Source organism: Flavobacterium sp. (assembly GCF_031363805.1).
In the GTDB taxonomy this organism is placed as follows: domain Bacteria; phylum Bacteroidota; class Bacteroidia; order Flavobacteriales; family Flavobacteriaceae; genus Flavobacterium.
Genome location: NZ_JANLVD010000130.1, coordinates 1 through 20117, shown reverse-complemented (window position 1 = coordinate 20117; position 20117 = coordinate 1). Strand labels below are relative to the sequence as shown.

Annotated in this window: 10 protein-coding genes; 1 reads left to right on the top strand and 9 read right to left on the bottom strand. The window is 31.4% G+C overall.

The genetic code is table 11. The features are described 5' to 3' along the window. Positions 1–15: 15 nt before the first annotated feature. The 7 genes from RMN92_RS07790 to RMN92_RS07760 all read right to left on the bottom strand — a co-directional run bounded on the left by RMN92_RS07790 (position 16) and on the right by RMN92_RS07760 (position 15695). Complete coding sequence (locus RMN92_RS07790) at positions 16–1497, bottom strand: glycoside hydrolase family 30 protein (protein WP_309608903.1); 1482 nt, start codon at positions 1495–1497, stop codon at positions 16–18. Beyond that, positions 1494–4907, bottom strand: coding sequence for a hypothetical protein (locus RMN92_RS07785; protein ID WP_309608902.1), 3414 nt, complete (start codon positions 4905–4907; stop codon positions 1494–1496). Before RMN92_RS07785 ends, RMN92_RS07790 begins: the two co-directional genes overlap by 4 nt. Positions 4908–5091: 184 nt before the next feature. Next, positions 5092–5943 (bottom strand): glycoside hydrolase family 16 protein, encoded by an 852-nt coding sequence (locus RMN92_RS07780; protein WP_309608901.1) that lies wholly within the window; start codon positions 5941–5943, stop codon positions 5092–5094. A gap of 17 nt (positions 5944–5960) precedes the next feature. Beyond that, positions 5961–7847, bottom strand: coding sequence for a glycosyl hydrolase family 16 (locus tag RMN92_RS07775; protein ID WP_309608900.1), 1887 nt, complete (start codon positions 7845–7847; stop codon positions 5961–5963). Positions 7848–7862: 15 nt separating this feature from the next. Then, positions 7863–10997, bottom strand: a complete 3135-nt coding sequence (locus tag RMN92_RS07770; RefSeq protein ID WP_309608899.1) for a glycosidase — start codon at positions 10995–10997, stop codon at positions 7863–7865. 292 nt (positions 10998–11289) lie between these two features. Continuing rightward, on the bottom strand, positions 11290–14103 hold the full coding sequence (locus RMN92_RS07765; RefSeq protein ID WP_309608898.1) for a triple tyrosine motif-containing protein: 2814 nt from the start codon (positions 14101–14103) through the stop codon (positions 11290–11292). A 122-nt stretch (positions 14104–14225) separates the two neighbouring features. After that, the gene (locus RMN92_RS07760; protein WP_309608897.1) at positions 14226–15695 is read right to left on the bottom strand and encodes a T9SS type A sorting domain-containing protein; all 1470 of its coding nucleotides are present in this window, start codon (positions 15693–15695) and stop codon (positions 14226–14228) included. A 412-nt stretch (positions 15696–16107) separates the two neighbouring features. Here RMN92_RS07760 and uvrA point away from each other — a divergent pair, with 412 nt between their 5' ends. After that, positions 16108–18897, top strand: a complete 2790-nt coding sequence (uvrA, locus tag RMN92_RS07755; protein WP_309608896.1) for an excinuclease ABC subunit UvrA — start codon at positions 16108–16110, stop codon at positions 18895–18897. Positions 18898–18972: 75 nt separating this feature from the next. Here uvrA and RMN92_RS07750 read toward each other — a convergent pair whose 3' ends face one another. Together RMN92_RS07750 and RMN92_RS07745 are read right to left on the bottom strand one after the other, a co-directional pair. Then, entirely contained in the window at positions 18973–19269 is a 297-nt protein-coding gene (locus tag RMN92_RS07750) for a hypothetical protein (RefSeq protein WP_309608895.1), read from the bottom strand. Positions 19270–19552: 283 nt separating this feature from the next. After that, positions 19553–19849, bottom strand: a complete 297-nt coding sequence (locus RMN92_RS07745) for a hypothetical protein (RefSeq protein ID WP_309608894.1) — start codon at positions 19847–19849, stop codon at positions 19553–19555. Positions 19850–20117 lie beyond the last annotated feature (268 nt).

Below are 20117 nucleotides of genomic sequence, written 5' to 3'. Positions count from 1 at the left end.
TTTAAATATTTTTAGTTATAAATTTATTACCACCGTTTGCAAAGCTTTTGCATTAATAGAAATACTTTTTTTAATATTATTTAAATTAATCTCTATACCAACAGCCTCATCTGTTGGGTTAAAAATAGCAACGGCAATTGATCCATCAGGGTTTTTTACAGCCGTAGAAATTATATCTTTATGATTAATTGTACAGCCAATTTTTACCGCACCTGGACGCATAAATTTGCTAAAATGTGCCATTGTGTAATATAAAGGTGTGAAATAAACCTCATCTTTTTCAACATCTACAATTACAGGCGCAACGCACCAGTTTTTGAACCAATTTGGCCCTCCTTGACGGTCTAAAACCATATTCCAATCGACCCAACCATCAACCCAATTATTCAAACAACCTATTATATCGTTGGCATATCGATTGACCGGCGCATATTTTGGGTGCAAATATTTGTCTTTCTCACTTGCCCAATCCCAACCCCAATCGGTGGCTTCTTTTTTCCAATACCAAAGGTCATCATTCCAATGTGGTATTTCAGAATCTACACAAGCTTCGGTTTGAATTAGGTATTTATTAGGTGCTTTTTTGTGTGCATATTGTAAGTCTTCTGGGAAAACTTCATAAGTGCTTTCATACCAATGAATCGCTGTTCCAGCATAATATTTTGATGATTTTTCGTCTTTATACATTTCGTCGACCCATTCTTTAATTCCAGCTCTATTTTGATCGTAACCTAAAATTTTGATATCTTTCCAACCGTCTTTTTCTAGTTTTGGTCCTAAATTATTTTGTACAAATCGGGTCATTTCTTGAGGCGTAAAAAGCATACTTTCCCAATTGTTCCCATTTCCGTGTGGTTCGTTTTCTACTGTTACTCCCCAAATATTGATGCCTTCTTTTTTATAAGCTTTTATGTATTTTGAAAAATAAAGCGCCCAAGTATCATAGTATTCAGGTAATAATTTCCCGCCTACCCATTTTTTGTTGTCTTTCATCCAAGGTGGCGAAGTCCAAGGTGATGCAATAATATTGAAACCGTCTTTTGAAATAGATTTTGCTTCTAGAATTGTAGGTATAAGATGATTTTTTTTGTCTTCGTCAATGGAAAAATTTTCTAAATTTTTATCCCCATCAACCATTGCGTACGCATATTGTTTCAAAGAGAAGTCACAAGAATTGATATGTGTTCTTGTTAATGAATAGTTTGCTCCTTTTTCGTTAAAGTAAGCCTCCAATATTTTTTTTCTGTTTTTAGCACTTAATTTATTGAGTAAATATGCTGATGATTCGGTAAAAGCTCCTCCAAAACCTGTAATAGTTTGAAATGTTTCTTCAGGATTTAATGAAATTATTATATTAGGCTCTTTCTCTGAAAAAGTTTCCATTTTTTTTAATGAATTCCCATTCGCCGAGGTTTCGTAAACTTGTACTTTCATTTGTTTTGTAACACTACAACTCATTATACTCATTGCCAATATTGGGTAAATTATATTTTTCATTTTCTAAAGAAATTATCTTGAAAAGAAATATTTATTTGAGAAATCTCTCCTGTTCTTTGAAATATTTTTTTACTTTGAATAACATCTAAAATCATTGCTTCATTTTCTTCAACATTGCTATTTTTGTAACTGATTTTTAATTGATTAACACTTGAAATTGTGTAAATAATAGGTACTTGACAATAGGTAAATGCCATACTGTTTTTTTCTAAAAAAATGGAATTCTGTGTGCCATCAACAGCTATAAAATTTACCTTTTGACTTTCACTTAGAAATTCATTTTTATTTAAAATCAAAGGTTGAAATTGAATTTTTCCTTCGCTTAATTTTATACCTAATTCGCTAATTCTTACTAAAATATCTTCTTTAACCTGACCAGTCATTCCGGGTTGCTGTGCACCTCTATGTTGTGGTGTATGAGAATATGGATCGGTTGGAAAAGCACCATAAACATTTGGCGATTTATGTATTCCAATTCCTTCGCCAATTTCTTCAAAATGTTTAATTAAAGATTTTATAACCGCTTCGTTCTCTTTGTCATCAATGGCTTTAATACAAACTTCTTGTACTGCTAAATATAACTTAGAAACCATATGCCAATAGATAGAACCTAATCCTTCAAAGGCAAAAAATGTTCCAGATCTTCCTGTAAAAGCTTTATGATTAAAAACTTCTTCGAAAATTTGTAAAATTGAATCTGATTCTTTTTCAACTAATAGTTTATAGGTTTCATCATTTTTTAAGCTTTCTAATGCTTGCTTTAAATCTGCTACATTGTGAAAATTTCCATTAAAGTGATAGTCGCCTTTACAATCTTGATTGATAATTTGTGTGTTATTCTTTTGAAGAAGGTTTGTTAGTAAATTAGATTGTATTACTTTATTGTTGGGTAAAATATTTTTTTCTAAAAATTTTGGAATTTCTTTGTTTGGATACAAAATATAACTTTGTTGATCTGGTCTGTACAAAGTGCTATTTCTTAAACTATTTAAAATTTCTAAGCTTTCTTTTGCACTCAAAAATCCAGAGCTAATAACAGCCACTTGACCTTCTAGCATTTCTGATAAATGACAAATTGCTACTTCATCATTTTGTATAGACATTAAATTATATGCGTGATATAATTTATCTTCTCGCTGATTCGCTTTAATGGAATGGTCAATAAAATCTAAACAAACTGCTGTAAAGTTTTTTAGTCCTTGCATAGAATGTGTTCTTTTCTTGCCCCAAAAACCACTATTATATACTTGAAAACGATATTCTGATGCTGCTTTACCCAAAGCATCTATTATATTTTTTCTGTCTTGATTGTTGATAGTTGTATTAAGTAAGGGTTTAAATTTGATTAGATTTTCTCTAATGGCGTGATAAAATTCAACCATTTCATTAGAGATTTTAATGTTTTCTTGTGTTGATGTTTCTAGTAAATTTTGAAAAAACTTTAAAAAACGCCGTAAATAATAGAGTGTAACCATAGAAACCCCGTTGCCAACCAATGCATTGTTGGCATCATTCCACTCTGGACGTTGCGTATTCATCCAAATTCCAGCTTCAGGAATAAAATTAGACATTTTAGACAAAACGGTAGCTAATATTTTTTCGATAAAATTTACGTGATAAATTTCCTCATTGTTGTCCCTCAACAAAGCTCCATCTGCACCATTTTGCTGTTTTCGATTATTAATTTTTTTATCCCATTCGTGGTTGTATTCTATAGTATCTTTAGGATTTTGAAGAATATTTTGGTACGGTTTTATTGTATAAGGCACTGCGGCGTAAACAAAACAGTCTTTTTCAAAATAAGAATGTAACTTTCCAGGGCTATACTTTTCTATAAACTCTAAAAATTTTAATAGATAAATAATTTGGTGATCACCCCAATATCCAATATAAGACCATGGATTGTCTGGTTCTATGGTTTCCCAATCAAAACCAGATTTGGTAACTCGATATGGATTGTATCCATCAAAAGTTGAAGCGTTTAAAAATTTAAAAATCATTCCCTCAATAAATTCTGGATAAGAATATGCAAGCGCTTCCCAATTTTGGAAAATATCTCTCCAGTTTCCTTGGTAATCTAAAATTTTAGATCCATCAATTTCACTTCTGGTATTAATTGAAAATTTATTCCAAGGACGGCTAGGATCGCCGTGTCTTCTACTAAATTTGAGTGGTAAATATTCTGTACATAAACGAATTAAATCGAGATCAGTTTGATGAGAAAGTAATTGTTGCAGTTCTGAATATGAAAATTCTTCTTTTAGGTTAGTTATAAAAATTTTATTTGTTTGAAATGTATTTTTATTTGCCTTAGACAAATAAGAGCTAAAATCTTTTTTTTCTATTTGATAGTTGTTGTCAAAAATTCCTCCACGCATACTATTGAAAAGTACATTTGAAAAGTGACGCGTATCTTTTTTTTTGTCGGCTGTAAATTGCAATCCATCTGCTGTAGCATTAAGTGCAATTAGGTTTTGTTTCCCTAATTCAATATCGTCATTTAATTTGTTTTCAAGTTCTTCATCTTTCAAAATGTCTTCGCAAAGTTGAATAATTTGAGATTGGTTTTGATTAACGTTTGCTATAATTTTCCAATTCTTATTAGAGTTTTTAAGCAATTCTATTTCAGTGGAAACGAAGTAGGCACCTTTTTCTCCTTTAATATCTTTTTCAGATAGTATTGTTTGCTTTTTTCTAAAAGCTGGAAGTTGCATCGAAGAAAGTAAATATGTTGGATTATTTAAGCCTAAACTCCAAGCAATATTGGCTTTAAGTGCTTCGCTTGGTTCTGCTTTGTCAACAATAATGGCACTTAATGCAAAAATTCCGAGCCCACTTTTTTCGATAATTTCGTTTCTTTTGTAAGCGTCAACTAGATTACTGGTACTCATTTGTAAATCGCTATGTACTCCGTGTGGCAAAAGATTTTGAATTCCATCTAGTAGTGTAATTGCGTAATCATTTTGGGAATCATTAATAATTTCAGATTTTTTGATAAATCCGAAAATATTACTTGAATTCCATTCGTATCTATATGTTAATTTGAAATCATTGAATATTTCTTCAAAAATTATTTTATTACCATATATATTTTTATATAAATTTCGTGTAATAGAATATCCATCATTAAATCTTTCCGAAAATGGTTCCCAAAGATGGATTTTATTTTCGTAATGGATTTGAAAAATAGTTTTACTACCAGTAATATCTGCAAATTCGGTAATTTTATCATCGGTATAATATGGAAAAAGAGCGAATTCTGCATTTTTTCTACCAGCTGTAAGTCCTCCATTACTAGATATAAACATCCAATGGTTAGAATCGCTTACTATACTCATAAAAAAAGGACGCATACTATCGTTATTAACTATTTTATAGAATTGCTCTCCTTGTATAATTACTATATCCATTGTTATAATTTTGTTTGTATCTCCTTTTTATTATCTCTAAACAAGGTCTGGATTTTGCTTATGTTTTGTAAAAAAATTTAATTGCATATCATTACAAAACAAAATTTCCTATTAGAATTCTATTAAAAAAATAAGGTCTAATTTGAAAATTTTATTTTGACTGAATTACTTGTAAAAATTGTATTTAAATTTGTTTGTAAACTCTAACGTAGTCTATCGTCATTGTTTGTGGCAAAGGAGTTTGTTCGGTAGGAAAACCTACAAAATTTCCACCAACCGCAATATTAAGAATTAAAAAGAATGGATTGTCATAAACCCATTCCCCTTTTTTAGCTACATCACTTTTTTCAATACGCTGATACAAATAATCATCAACATAAAAATCCATTTTATCAGCATTCCATTCTACTGCAAAAACATGATAATCCACATCATAACGACTGTTTTTTAATGCGTATGTTCCTGTTATGGCGTTACCGCCTGAGTAGCCTGGTCCGTGGATTGTGCCGTTGTTTATGTTTGGAAGTTGGCCTCTTAGTTCCATTATGTCAATTTCTCCACATTGCGGCCAAGCTGTAGTTGTTATATTAGATCCTAGCATCCAAAAAGCTGGCCAAATACCTGGTCCGTAAGGTGTTTTTAGTCGGGCTTCAAATCGTCCATAAGTTTGTTCAAACAAAGCTTGGGTTTTTATTCTGGCTGAAGTATAAGCTGATCCACCAAAATTTTCTTTTTTGGCTGTAATCACTAGATTTCCTGCTCCATCCATAGCTACGTTTTCAGTGCGATTGGTATAATATTCTAATTCTTGATTACCCCAGCCACTATTTCCTGTTCCTATATCATAAGCCCATTTGGTTGCATCTGGTGATGCTCCAGCGGCACCATTAAACTCATCGCTCCAAGATAATTGCCAATTTTGTTGATCAACTTTTTGTTTGTCGTCAGAATTACAACCAACTAACGAAAATGAAAAAGTTGAAATTAAGCCAAATATTCGCAAATTATATATCTTATTTTTTAAAAAGTTTCTCATATCATTATTTTTATAAATTAATTACGGAAATAAATATTGTCTAAATAAATATCGCCATTTCCATCAAATTTTAATTGAATTATATCACTCATATTTACTGGAGCAAATGCAGTTAAAGGAATGTCTACACTTCTCCAACCACCAGTACCCGAAGATGGGACTGTTAGGGTATACGGTCTTTCTACAGGCCCTGTACTTATTAGATATACTTTTAAACTTGTTGAATTTGCTGTATAATAATCTAGATGTAAAAAGTTTTTAGTTGATACGTTTTGGCTACTTCCAATTTGTAATCCTTGGTAATTAAGTCCAGCATATTTAAGTGTATTATTACCTGCGATTGGTACCTGTGTAGTAACAGTAGCTTGTCCCCAATTTGGATTTAGATCAGATCCTGCTACATTAGTATAAGCATCACTAAAAATAGACGTAACATTTGCAGCTGAAATTGAAGGAGTAGGAGCAGCTGCAGTTGGTACAGCTGGAATTATACTTCCGTCGTTATAAAAATAAATATTATCTGCATAAAAAGTTGAAATATTTGTATTTGTTGTACTCAATATTATTTGAGCCAAGTTAATTTTTCTTGTTAAACCAGCTAAACTTGATAAGGGTATGTCTAAACTTATCCAATTTTGAGAAACTAAGGTAGGCGTAAAAAAAGTACGAGAACCAGTTACATCATTTCCTCCGCCAAAAGCTGCATCTGAACCCCAATCGTTTACTTCAATTTTAAAATTAGAACCTGCCAGTAATGGTGTTGCTCTTGGAATAAATATATCTAAATGCAAGTGCGACATTAAAGTGGCATTGATTGTAGGTGCGCTAAACTGTATTCCTACAAAATTAAAATTAGTATAATTTAAAACATTGTCAGTACCCACAGTAAAATCAGCTGATTGTGTGGTTTGATAAGGGGCATAATATCCATTATAGTAATCAACCGGAACATTAGGGTATGTTTCGCTAAAAATTGAAATAACATTAGACGCATTCCTTGTTGGTGTTGGAGCGTTAATAAATGTACCAGAAGAATTTATTGTTAAAGATCCTATTGCTAATGTATCTCCCAATTTAGCAGTTATTTTAGCTGTACCAGTTCCAATAATTGATATTTTACCCAGCTCATCAACTGTAGCTACTGATGTATTGGAAGATGAGAATACAAAATAAGAAGGAGTTACTGCTACTGGCTGATTGATTCCATTTGGTAAATTAAAAACTGAAATCAAAGCATCTATAGTTTTTGAAACTCCTATAAAAGAGGTTTCCACTTTATCTACTCCATCAAAAATAGAGCCTTTACCGTGTGCAATAGTTCCTAATTTCTCGAATTTTACATCATCTATCCAAAATGTATAACCAACCCCACCTTCTGGTCCTTCGGATATAAAAAACATTCCCTTTTCTGCTTTTAATTTTGAAGCGTCTGCAATAGGTATTATATATTTTTTCCAAGCTGTACTTATAGTTAATCCAGAAATTGAACCTTGATATTTATTGGCTCCAAAGTCATTTCCAAAACCAACTACATCAATTGTTGCAGCTTTAGAAGATTTTGCCCAAAAAGTTAAAGCATCGTAACCTGATAAGTCTCTTCCAACAGAAGTAAAGAAAGAACCTCCTGCATAAGCTCCACTAGGATCGTTTACATTGGGCACATCAAAACGCATGGAAGCGCTAGAATTACTATAAGTTATTTCATTATCAACTTGAAAAGCCGTTGGTACTGCGCCACCAAATGATGCAAAGTTTAGTCCATGGCTAAATCCATCGATAAAAACTTCAGGATTAATTGGATAACTGGCTTCTTCCAAATCATTTAGGTCTTTTTCACATGCTGAAAAGGACATTGCAATCATCAATAAAGATAAAATTTTTACAAAATTAAGGTTTGATTTCATAATATTTATATTTTTTTAATTTCCAATATTTATAAGAACATAGGTTCTAATTTCCCACTCCTGACCGTTTGGAAAACCTATTGCATTTGGATTAGGTACAAAATTACCTGTCCCGTCTAACATTTGTGCTGGATTGTATCTTGGTGAATACTTGTCTAATGAACGCCATGCACCTCGCAATCCTATGCGTGTACTTGGTAATACAAACCAATCAGGTTTTCCAATTTCGGTAGAAATATCTGCCATTAACTGAACAGGAAAAGTTAGATTAAAATCTCGGTGGTAATCGTATGGACCCCAGTCATTTATTTTTGAAGAAGTGCTTAACTTAATTTTATTATAAATCATACGAATATCCATACCGATTCGGTTAATTGTTCTAGCATCACTTCCGTTTGCTTGACCCTCACCACCATAAATATTAACAATAAAACCTAGATCTTTGTTGAATTTTGATACTAAACGGGTATTTATTTCATACAAATTTTTAGCAGGAGCTGCGCCTGAAAAAGCAAAAGTAGTTCTTCCGTTAGGGAAAATTCCAATAGCTGCATCTTGTGTGGTTGGCAAACGACGGAAAACTACACCTGCGCTTATGGAGAATTTAGAATCTTCTGTTCTATCATTATCCCAATCGTACATCCAAGTACCAGGGGTTGGATCGTAAGTAAATAGTAATTCACCTGCTACTTGCTCTCTGTTACCTCTTACGATAAAAGGATCATCAAGAATATTTCTGGGTCTTCCAGGCGCAGGAACATTTGTATTCATTGGTCCTTCAATTGGTTTTTGCCATAGAAAGTTAGGTGCAATTTGTAATTTGCCAACAGTATAGGTAAAACCACTTAAAAAGTTGTATTGATTTCCGCTCCCGCTATCTTTTAAACGCCATCCTGAAAAGGTTTGCGTATAATCTGCACCACCGTTTGCTACTAATCCCATAATAGCAGATTGTCCGTACCAATTAAAACTTCCTCCTAGGTAAGTAAATTTTACTTTTCCTCCCCAATTATCCTTAGTGTCAATTTGATTTTGAAATGCCTTGTAGTTTCCTTCTTCACCTCTTTGAACCTGATAATCCCTTCCATTCAATGGTTGACCTCCCCAAATACCTCCAAAATCAATTCCTATATTACCAATTTTTCTGTTCATGTGCAAGGTTAACCTTCTGGTTTTAGGTTGAGGAATTGCAAATGAACTCTGGGTTAAACTTTGTTCGGCAATATCTTCGTGAAAAATCCCCGTAACATTAAATTTTCCAATTTTTTTAGAATATTTAAGTAATAAAGCTGGATTTGCACCCCACCAAAGTTGTGGTCCAAAGGCTAATTTTAAACCCTTAAACAGTTTTTTTCCTTCTACTTCAAAACCAAAAGGAGCCGCACCATTATAAACATCGATTTGTGGACCATAGTTGGCCTCTGGATATAATCCGAAGAAATCGCCTTCATAGCCCCAGTGGTAATGTCCTGTTCTATAAAATCCGTTTAAATTAAATAGCTTATGATTCCAATTGTAACTGGCTTTGTAAACTTGAACTCTGTTATTTGAGTCTAGTGTTACGTTTCCGTTATTGCTGTTTAGAGCTATTGGAAGTCCTCGATTTTCGTAAAATATTTGATCAATAGGATTTTTAGCTACATTTCCTAGAATATTAAACTCAACATTTACTTTTGAATTGGCTGATGGATTGCCCTCTACACCAATAAAATAGGATTGCATATGGTCAAATCCCAATTGATTCGGATATGTGGTATTGTTTACAACCTCATTCTTAGGTGTTGTAATTAAATTCCCACCTGTATTGAATATTGTAAATTCTGCTGATAATCTACTAAATCTAATTTTATCGCCTTTTTTACTATCCAAAGCTGCTTTATCACCTCTGGCTTTTAAAGTTGCGTCCATTTGTTGAATTCCATCAAAATGAGATTTTATAGCATTTAAACTTGTTCCCGCTGCGTACGGATTGAGTTGATGTGCTTCTTTTAAAATATAATACGCAGAACGTGGATACAATTGGTATAAACCATTTGAATTGCTTGGTCCTTTGGCGCAAATTCCAAACCATTCTTCATTCATATTATTTGCGCCTTCTTCATAATCTTTTTGATAACCCCCGTTAGACCAAGAAGCTGAATTATCGTGTATGTCTAAATTTACGGTTTGACCCGTTTTCCACCAACCATCACTGAATTGAAAAGTAAAACCGCCTAAAGAATTATCAGATTTACCAAGACCCGCAGCATTTTCATAAATTTCTCTCCAATTATTTTTCAAATAGTAGGATTGTGATTTTTGATCTTCTTCATTTGAAATAACATTAAAAGCATCTGACCCAAATTCTGTAAATAAAACAGGCTTACCTGTTTCTTTTTTTACTTTGTCGAAAAAATCTCCAAAAGAAACACCACGATAAACATTAGCTCCTAAAATATCAATATCCTTACATTCTTCTGCAATAATATCTAAAAACAATAGATCCCCATTGCAAATTGCTATTGGATGTGAAGTATCTATTTGTTTCATAGCCACGACAGCTTCATTAAATAATTTGTACATAAAACGAGCACGTTTAGTTGAAGCTCTATCTTCTACAGGAATATTTTCTGTTGTAGCTCCATCCCAAAATAGTCCATAATTATTTTCATTTCCTAATAGGAATAAAAGTAGCCCTTTGGTATCCTTGTACTCTTTTATCATTTGCGTAACTTCTCCAAGAAGTACTTCGCGAGTTGTAGCGTCAGAATATTCAGTATTAACAACCCAAGAGCCATTTAAAGTTAAACCATAACGACCAAAAGTGTGATTTAGCATTGTGTAAATTCCAAAATTGGCATAAATATATTCTATCCATCTTTTGGGTGTATCCGAATACACCCTTATGGTATTTACACCCATATTTTTAAGCAATGACATTTCGTCCTCTAAAGCTTCCTTAATAATATTGTCGGGTTGTTTCCATAAACTGTAGGAATAATTATTCCCAATTGGACAATAATCCCAGTTCATTCCATTTATCATAAAATCGCTTCCGTTAACTTTAAGTTTAAATCCTGAATCGGACTTGTCAACTATTACCTTGTCAGATTGCGAATAAGTACTGGAAAAACAAAACCAAAAGGTTAGTAAAAAAAAGATTTTTTTCATACGATGTGCTTATTTAGGTATTTGGTAAAAAAATGCATTAAAAAATTAATAAAATGTATTTTTATCAACATTTAATTGATAGAAATATAAAAGTATTGGTAAATAATGGTTTTAACACTAAATAAACCTCAACAAAAAATATACACAGAAGTAATTTTTTGGTCTCCATCAAATTATATCGTAGTTAACAGCAATTTAACGTTTTAAATTATATTGATTCATATTGTAAAAACTGATCTTAAATTATTTTTGTTGTGGTAATGTATAGTTAAATGAATAGGTGCTTTTTTGATTATATGGAAAGTATATAATCAACAAGTCCTTTCTCGTGTTGTAATTCCATTTTTTTACGCAAACGATATCGTTTTATTTCAATACTTCTTACTGATATGTTTAATAATGGTGCGATTTCTTTAGATGACAAATTTAATCTCAAGTAAGCACATAAACGCAAATCATTTGGAGTTAGAGATGGATGTGCTTGTTTTACTTTTTTCAGAAAGTCTTTATCAGCAGTATCAAATGCTTCTTTAAAAATGTTCCAAGTATTATCATCAGATATATTTTTATTAATAGTTTTAATTACAGACTTTATACTCCTTAAACTTGCTTCGTCTGAGGTTTTGTTTAAATCTTCTTTGATTAATGACAATAATTCGTCTTTTTTTATCAAACTCATTGTGGATACTGCTAGTTCTCTGTTTTTTGTATCAACATCTATTGATAATTGTTCGTTTTTCAATTTCATTAATTGTTGTTCGTTTTCTAATTCTTTTATTTCCAGTAATAAATTGTTTTCTTCAATTAGTTTTTGTTCTTGTTTGGAGTAGTAATTTCCATAAGTTTTATTAATAAAATAGCCGAAAAAACAAATGGCTAAAAAATAAATAATCAAAGCAAAATTTGTTAAATACCAAAGTTTTGTAATTGCAAATGAATAAATAGCAATATTTTCAGGTTGAGAATTTGCTACTTTTGCACGTACTTCAAATGTATAATTGGCAGGTGGTAAATTTTTAAAATTAACTGTTGATTTTGAGCTCCATTCACTCCACTTTTCCTGGAAACCTACTAGTAAATACTGGTATTCTGCATTTATATACTTATCGTATTCGGGTACTGTATAGCTTAAGGTGATGTTATTTTCTTTGTAATTAAAATTGCCTTTTTGATCAATAGGGTAATTAACTATTTTTTCATTTAATTTATTATTGCTAACATTCGTTATGGAGACTTTATAATTCTTAAAGCTTAAATCATTAATATTTATAGTGTAATACCCGTTTGATGTACCAACTAGATAAATTGATTTTGAAATTTGAGCTATATTTTCGAAACCCAACAATGAGTTTGTTAGAGAGGCTGGAATTGGAATCTTATTTTGTTTAAGTTGTGTACTTAATTTGCTTAAAGAGAAATAATTGATATAATTTTTTGAAAACAACCAAATTTTATTTGATTCATCTACAATTATTTTTCCAGAAGTGTATTCATCTTTTTCAAATACCGAACTTAAAACGGCATCTTTATCAAACTTTTGTGCTTTAGAATTTAACTTATAAACACCCTCTTTAAAAGCATAATAAATTTCATTATTATATTTTACCAAACTGGAATTTTTACCTTTTGAAGGATTATCATAAGTATTTATTTTCAAGACTTTATCAAGTTTTGAATTGACATTTAGTCTAAATATACCTTTATATTCGTGACTTACATAAATATTATTAGCATTTGAAATTTCTAAAAACCTTGACGACGAGCTAAATCCATTTATTTTATTCTTAAAAATCCATTCATTATTAACTTTACACAAAACCGAAATACCGTAATAATTACCTTGTAATAATACGTTTTTTTGATTTGGGACTTTAGCGAACTTCCAAGTACCTGATTGTGAAAAAATATTTTTTGCTATTTCGTTTTCAATAACAAAAGTTCCTGAGTCGTGACCACAAAAAAGTGTTCCTTCATATTCGAATAGTGACCATACCTGCCCTTTTGTACCATTTACTAATTTGAAATCATTACCACTATTAATATTTTTACAGAATAATCCTTGATTTGTACCAAAATAAAGTTTATTATTATAAAATATTGAGCTATAAATGGTTCCTAGAACACCAGCATTGTCTGAATAACTTCTAACGGGAGATTGTAAATTGATGCAATTAATTCCGTTATCTAATCCAATCCAAAGGTTTTTGTCTAAATCTTCAAATAAAGATAAAGCTGTATTATTGCTAAGTCCTTTATTTTGATCAATATGATATCTATTATTACCCAATTCATCAAGGATAAAAATCCCATTTGAAACCGATCCTACGGCAAAACTTCCATCAAAAAGCATTTGACTACTATAAATGCTACTAGTTTCCAATTGAGCATCAGATTTTGTAACAAATTTCGATAAATTACTATCTGTAAGTTTATAAAAACCTTTTAACTGTGTATGTATAAGTAAGGCGTCATCTTTGGAAAAAATAGCGGCTATTTTATTTTTTTGGAGTATTATATTATTCGAAACAATTTTACTTTTTCCGTTTTCAATTTCATACAATCCTTCCTCTAATACTTGATAATATATAGAATTATTGGTTTTAAATATCTTTGTAATATTATTTTTTGGAGTAATAATTTTTATGTCCGAAGTTTTTGTATCATATATATAAATTCTACTTAATGATTGAAAAACTATCCATTGATCATAGTTTATGATATTCCAAAATTGTTCATCATCAAGTATTTTATTTTTTATAGCATTCGATAACGAGAAATATTTAAGTTGCCCATTTGATTGCCTTTTCCAATATCCAAAATTCATATAACAACCCGTATAAATTTTGTCCTCAACTACTTTTACCGATCGAATAATGGTTTCATTTGGCGAAGGATATAACGTCCAGTTTGATCCATTATATTCCAACAACCCGTCATTGTTAGCAAAATAAACAAACCTATTTGAATCTTGTGAAATCATCCAGTTTTGATTTCCAGCACCGTAAACAGTGGATGAATATTTTATAATAGGTGGCAAATCTTGAGAAAAACCAATACTATTAATAAAAAGTAAAAAGAAAAAAATCGATGATTTAAATTTGATCATTATTTGATATAAATATTTATACAAATTAATAACTTAGTTAACTATTCATGAAATTTTTATTCATAAAAAAAGCACGTTTTATAAAAAACGTGCTTTTAACTTTTTCATTGGGACAAAAAAGTTTATTCTTTTATCAACTTTGATGTTGCAATTTTTCCTCCAATCGAAGTTTTCACGATATAAATACCGCTTTGTAGGTTCGAGATATTAATTGAAGCATTTTGGTTATTGATAGTTTTAGAAACTACTTCTTGACCTAAAAGGTTGTAAATTGAAACATTTTCGATATTAGACTTTGCATCAATATTCAAAACGCTATTTGCAGGATTTGGATACATTCTTACATTTAAATTTTCGAAAGTAGAAGTTGCTAAGTTGGTAGTACTAAAATAGATATTATCAAAATAAACTGTTCCATTGCCATCAAATTTCCATTGATAAATATTATTTAGATTATATGTAAAACTACCTGTATTAAAACTACTAAAATGAGATAATGGAATAAAAATGCTTTGCCATGAACCTTTAACAAGTGGAGCATTTGGTGTTGTTCCTCCAAAACTATATCTAGGTTCAGCTGGGTTTCCTCCAGGGATATTAGCATTTTGGTCTATTAAATAAAAATTAAAATTATTAGAAGTTGTTGCATAATAATCTAAATGTACATAACCAAAGGAACTGATATTTGTAGCAGTCCATTGAGCTCCATAATATGATAGCCCATTTATTTTACCAGATTTATTACCATTATTTTGTATATCAACTTCTGAAATAGTTCCAGCTCCTTGAAAAGCGTTAAAAATAAAATTAGAAACAGTATTTATTGCAGGATATGTTTCACTATAAACAGAACGTACATTAGCTGCTGGCGCTAGTGGACTTGGTGCAGACACTGTTGGGTCAAGAATGCAAACTGGACAATTAGTTCCACCACAATCTACACCTGTTTCATCTCCATTTTGAATACCATCAGAGCAAGTTGGTACAGCTGGATCCGTTAGTTTATTTGCTCCCCATGAAATATTATCTACTAATAATTGAACGTCCGAAGGTCTTGCTATTTCACCTGTACATCTCCAATCAATAAAAATAACCATTTGATCTATGTTCACATTGTCTGCAGCATTGTATGCTGAAATGTCCCACGATAAAGTAACCCATTGATTAACAGTAGAAACCAGACCTTGATTGTCTTTAATTTCAAATACGGTTCCATTAGTTGCGTTTCCAAATTTAATACCCACTTTTCCAACAATACTTTTGTTTACTTGCATGGTTAAGGTCTTATTTGATAAAATGGTTGAATTTAAATTCCAAGTTCCTAAAGTGGAATGAAAATTTACAGCGCCACCATAACATGCAGAACTTTGAACCATGTTAAGTTTTAAAACCTTTGTAGTTGCAGAGGTATTTGTTCCATTAGGATTTGGGTTAGTGACTATATCTGCAACTGGATTCGGATTTTCGAAAGTTGCCCAGTTACTTAAAATTCCAGAAGGTGTTCCTGGCTCAAAACCTAAATTGTACTGTTGTTGTTGAGAATATCCTAACGAAATAAAAGTTAAGAAAATGAATAGTGTAATTTTTTTCATAATATTTTGATTATTTTATACTCTCAAATTTAGGGTTGTTTGTAAAGAAATCATTAAATTGAAAGTATATAAAAACTATACCGAAAATATTAGTAATCATTTACATTGATTATAACAGTATTATCAACGTATTTAAGGGTTTGCAAATAGTAAACACAATCAATAATTAAAAACTACAATCTTAAATGTTGTGGTCATGAATGGGTAACTATTACGTTTGCGAAGCATTATTTAATGCTAAATATCTATTTATAAAATAAAAAAGAGATAAAATTAGCATATATGCAAAAACTCAGCTGAAAATTTATGACATTAATATAAAAACGTTTAAATAGCATAAAATTATTAGTTTTAAATCTTTAACATTTGTCAACACAGAATTAATTACCTTTGTAAAAATTGACTTTTTTATATGATTCATCAAGATATTTCGAAGCTAGAACCAAAAAAAAATATTATAATAAAAGGTGCTCAAATTCACAATCTGAAAAACCTTGATGTTGCCATTCCAAGAAATAAATTAGTGGTTATCACGGGGCTTTCTGGCTCCGGAAAATCTTCCTTGGCTTTCGATACTTTGTATGCAGAAGGACAGCGACGCTATGTAGAAAGCTTATCGAGCTATGCGCGACAATTTTTGGGCAGGTTGGATAAACCAAAAGTAGAATATATAAAAGGTATTGCGCCAGCCATTGCCATTGAACAAAAAGTAAATACTACAAATGCGCGTTCTACCGTAGGAACTTCTACCGAAATTTATGATTATTTAAAGTTGCTTTACGCTCGAATTGGAAAAACTATTTCTCCTATTTCTGGCAAAGAAGTAAAAAAAGATACTGTTTCCGATGTTATAAATGAAGTCAAAACTTTTGAATTGGACTCAAAATGGTTGCTTCTGGCACCAATTCATTTGGAAGAAGGCAGGAAATTGGAAGACAAGCTCAAAGTATTGTTGCAACAAGGTTTTGCTCGTATTTTAGTTAAAAATGAATTGGTTCGATTGGATGCTTTAGAGGAACATTCCTTGGACAATAAAGATATTTTGTTGATTATTGACAGAATTGTAGTCAAAGAAGAAGAAGATTTTTATAACAGATTGGCAGATTCGGTACAAACTGCTTTCTATGAAGGCAAAGGAATTTGCTATTTGCAAGAAGTAAATTCCAAGAAAAAATATACTTACAGTTCCAATTTTGAATTGGACGGATTGTCATTTTTGGAACCCAATGTGCATTTGTTTAGCTTTAATAATCCTTATGGAGCTTGCCCAGTTTGCGATGGTTACGGAAATATTATTGGAATTGATCCGGAATTGGTTATTCCAAATACAGCTTTATCTGTGTTTGAAAATGCTATTTTTCCATGGCGAGGTGAAAGTATGGGTTGGTTTCGAGACCAATTGGTCAACAATAGTCACAAATTTGATTTTCCCGTTCATAAACCTTATTTTGAGCTGACAGATGCTCAAAAAGATTTAGTTTGGAAAGGAAATAAATATTTTGAAGGGTTAAATGGTTTTTTTAAAGAATTAGAAGAAAAAAATTATAAAATTCAAAATCGTGTCATGCTTTCTCGTTATCGCGGAAAAACTAAATGTTATGCTTGCAAAGGAAAACGATTACGTCAAGAAGTTTATAACATAAAAGTAGGAGGGAAGACACTGCCCGATTTGGTCGATTTATCTATTAAAAATACTGTTTTATTTTTTAAAGATTTAAAATTGTCAGATTATGATGTGAAAGTGGCTAAAAGATTATTGATTGAAATTAACAATCGATTGTCATTTTTACAAGAAGTTGGTTTGGATTATTTGACTTTAAATCGAAATTCAGCAACACTTTCTGGCGGTGAATCGCAACGCATTAATTTGGCAACTTCATTGGGAAGCTCACTGGTGGGCTCCATGTATATTTTGGACGAACCGAGTATTGGTTTACATCCAAAAGATACCGAAAAACTAATTGAAGTTTTACTTTCTTTACGAAATTTAGGCAATACAGTTATTGTTGTGGAACACGACGAAGATATTATGAAAGCCGCGGATATGATTATCGATATTGGTCCAGAAGCTGGAACTTTTGGTGGCGAGTTGGTCGCGCAAGGTACTTTTGACGAAATATTAAAATCTACCTCATTAACAGCAAAATATTTGAATGGCGATTTAGAAATTGCAGTTCCCAAAACCCGAAGAAAATCTTCTACCTATATCGAAATTTTGGGAGCTCGCGAGAATAATTTACAAAACGTAGATGTTAAATTTCCATTGGAAATGCTTACCGTAATTACTGGCGTTTCGGGTTCTGGAAAGAGTACTTTGGTCAAAAAAATTCTTTTTCCAGCCATGCAAAAAAAGATTGATGGCGTGAGTGAAAAGGCTGGACAGTTTACGGAAATGCGTGGTTTTTATCACAAAATTCACCATATCGAATATGTAGATCAAAATCCAATTGGTAGAAGTTCAAGATCTAATCCTGTCACATATATTAAAGCTTACGATGATATTCGCGATTTGTATGCCAAAGAAAAATTATCCAAAAATCGTGGTTACCAAGCCAAGCATTTTTCTTTTAATGTTGATGGTGGTCGTTGCGAAATATGCAAAGGCGAAGGTTCCATCAATGTTGAAATGGTTTTTATGGCCGATGTGTCGTTGCCTTGCGAAACTTGCAGTGGCAAACGATTCAAAAAGGAAATCCTAGAAGTTACATTTGAAGGAAAAAATATAGATGATATTTTAACCATGACAATCGACGATGCGCTTACTTTTTTTATTGAAACCAAACAGACTAAAATTTCTCAAAAACTCCAACCATTACAAGATGTTGGTTTGGGATATGTCCAATTGGGACAATCATCCTCGACACTTTCTGGTGGTGAAGCGCAACGAATTAAGCTCGCCACATTTTTAGTGAAAGGTGCTACAAAAGAAAAAGCCTTGTTTGTTTTTGATGAACCAACTACTGGTTTGCATTTTCATGATATTCAAAAATTACTCAAATCGTTTAATGCTTTAATTGAAAAAGGTCATTCTATCATTGTGATTGAACATAATCTCGACATGATAAAATGTGCCGATTGGGTGATTGATTTGGGTCCTGAAGGCGGTGAAAACGGTGGACAGATTCTGGCTATTGGAACTCCGGAAGAAATTGTTAAAAACAAAAAATCGATTACTGGGAAATATTTGAAGGAGAAGTTGTGAGAGTGGATATAGGATTGTATCTAACCTTCTAAATATTATTTATGTTAGTCAAAATTTGCTATTATTTTTTGGCAATTATTTACTTTTAATATTCAATTTTTCTTTTTCAATTTTTTCGAAATTGTCTAATTCTGGAATTGCACTTATTCTTGACAGAAAATGAATTGTTCCAGTTGTTTTAAACTTTTTTGTTGCCCAAATAATTTCGATAATTAATCCAATTGATGCAATAAATATTCCAAATACCAACCCATAATTGTTTGGGAAATTATAGTAAATTCCCAAACCGAATGCTATTCCAATTAAAGTAGGAGATAATACAATTTGTATCCAGCCAACGATTTCTGTTATTATTTCAAATGTTTTGTGCATTGTTATTAATGAAAATTTGTATTTGTTTTAATTCTATATTTTCACCTCGCTAGTGCAAGTTTCTTGTTTGTGTCTATTCTTAGTTTTTATATCATTTTAATTAAAAAACATTTTTATGGATAGGAGCTAGTACTTACTTTATGGCTGTAAAGTCAAAGACATTTCCAGAACAGTTTTGTAGTTTATTTACTCTTTGCTGAGCGGGGTTTGTCTTTAAAAATCATGTCGAAATTTAGGTTTTCAATATTCAATTTTTTTTTAATTTTTTCGAATTCAGCTTTGTTTAAAGGGCCATGAATTCCTTTTGAATTATCGTGTTTTTTTTATTAATATCAATCAAATAGTAATTAGTTTCAGCATTAAAATTTTGGTGTTGATTTGCTATAATATAACTTTCGTTATGTCCAACTGCAAATACATAATCACTAACTATTATATTATAATAATTTTCGGAATTTTCAATTTTTTTCAAAATTGCGCGATTGGATTCAAGGTCATTCCAACCAACTTCATATTGTTCAATAATTTTTTGATGTTCACTTTCATCCAGCCAAGCACAACTGTTTATAAAAATTAGCAAACATATTAAATCACTATCAACCGACGAACCTAAAAATAAGGCAATAAAATGCTCTCAACCCTAGCAAATGCTATGGTTTAATTTTTAAAACAAAACCCCACCCCTCTATGTATTAGAATAATGCGGTTTGAATATTTGCAGGTTTGGTTCTTTTTTGTCGTTTTGTATAGGTTCTTCGGCTGTTTTCGATTACCCAAAACACATCAAGATTGCTTATCAGGTGTATTCTTACCAATGCAGCTACCGTTGAAAATGCTTTTTGGGTTTT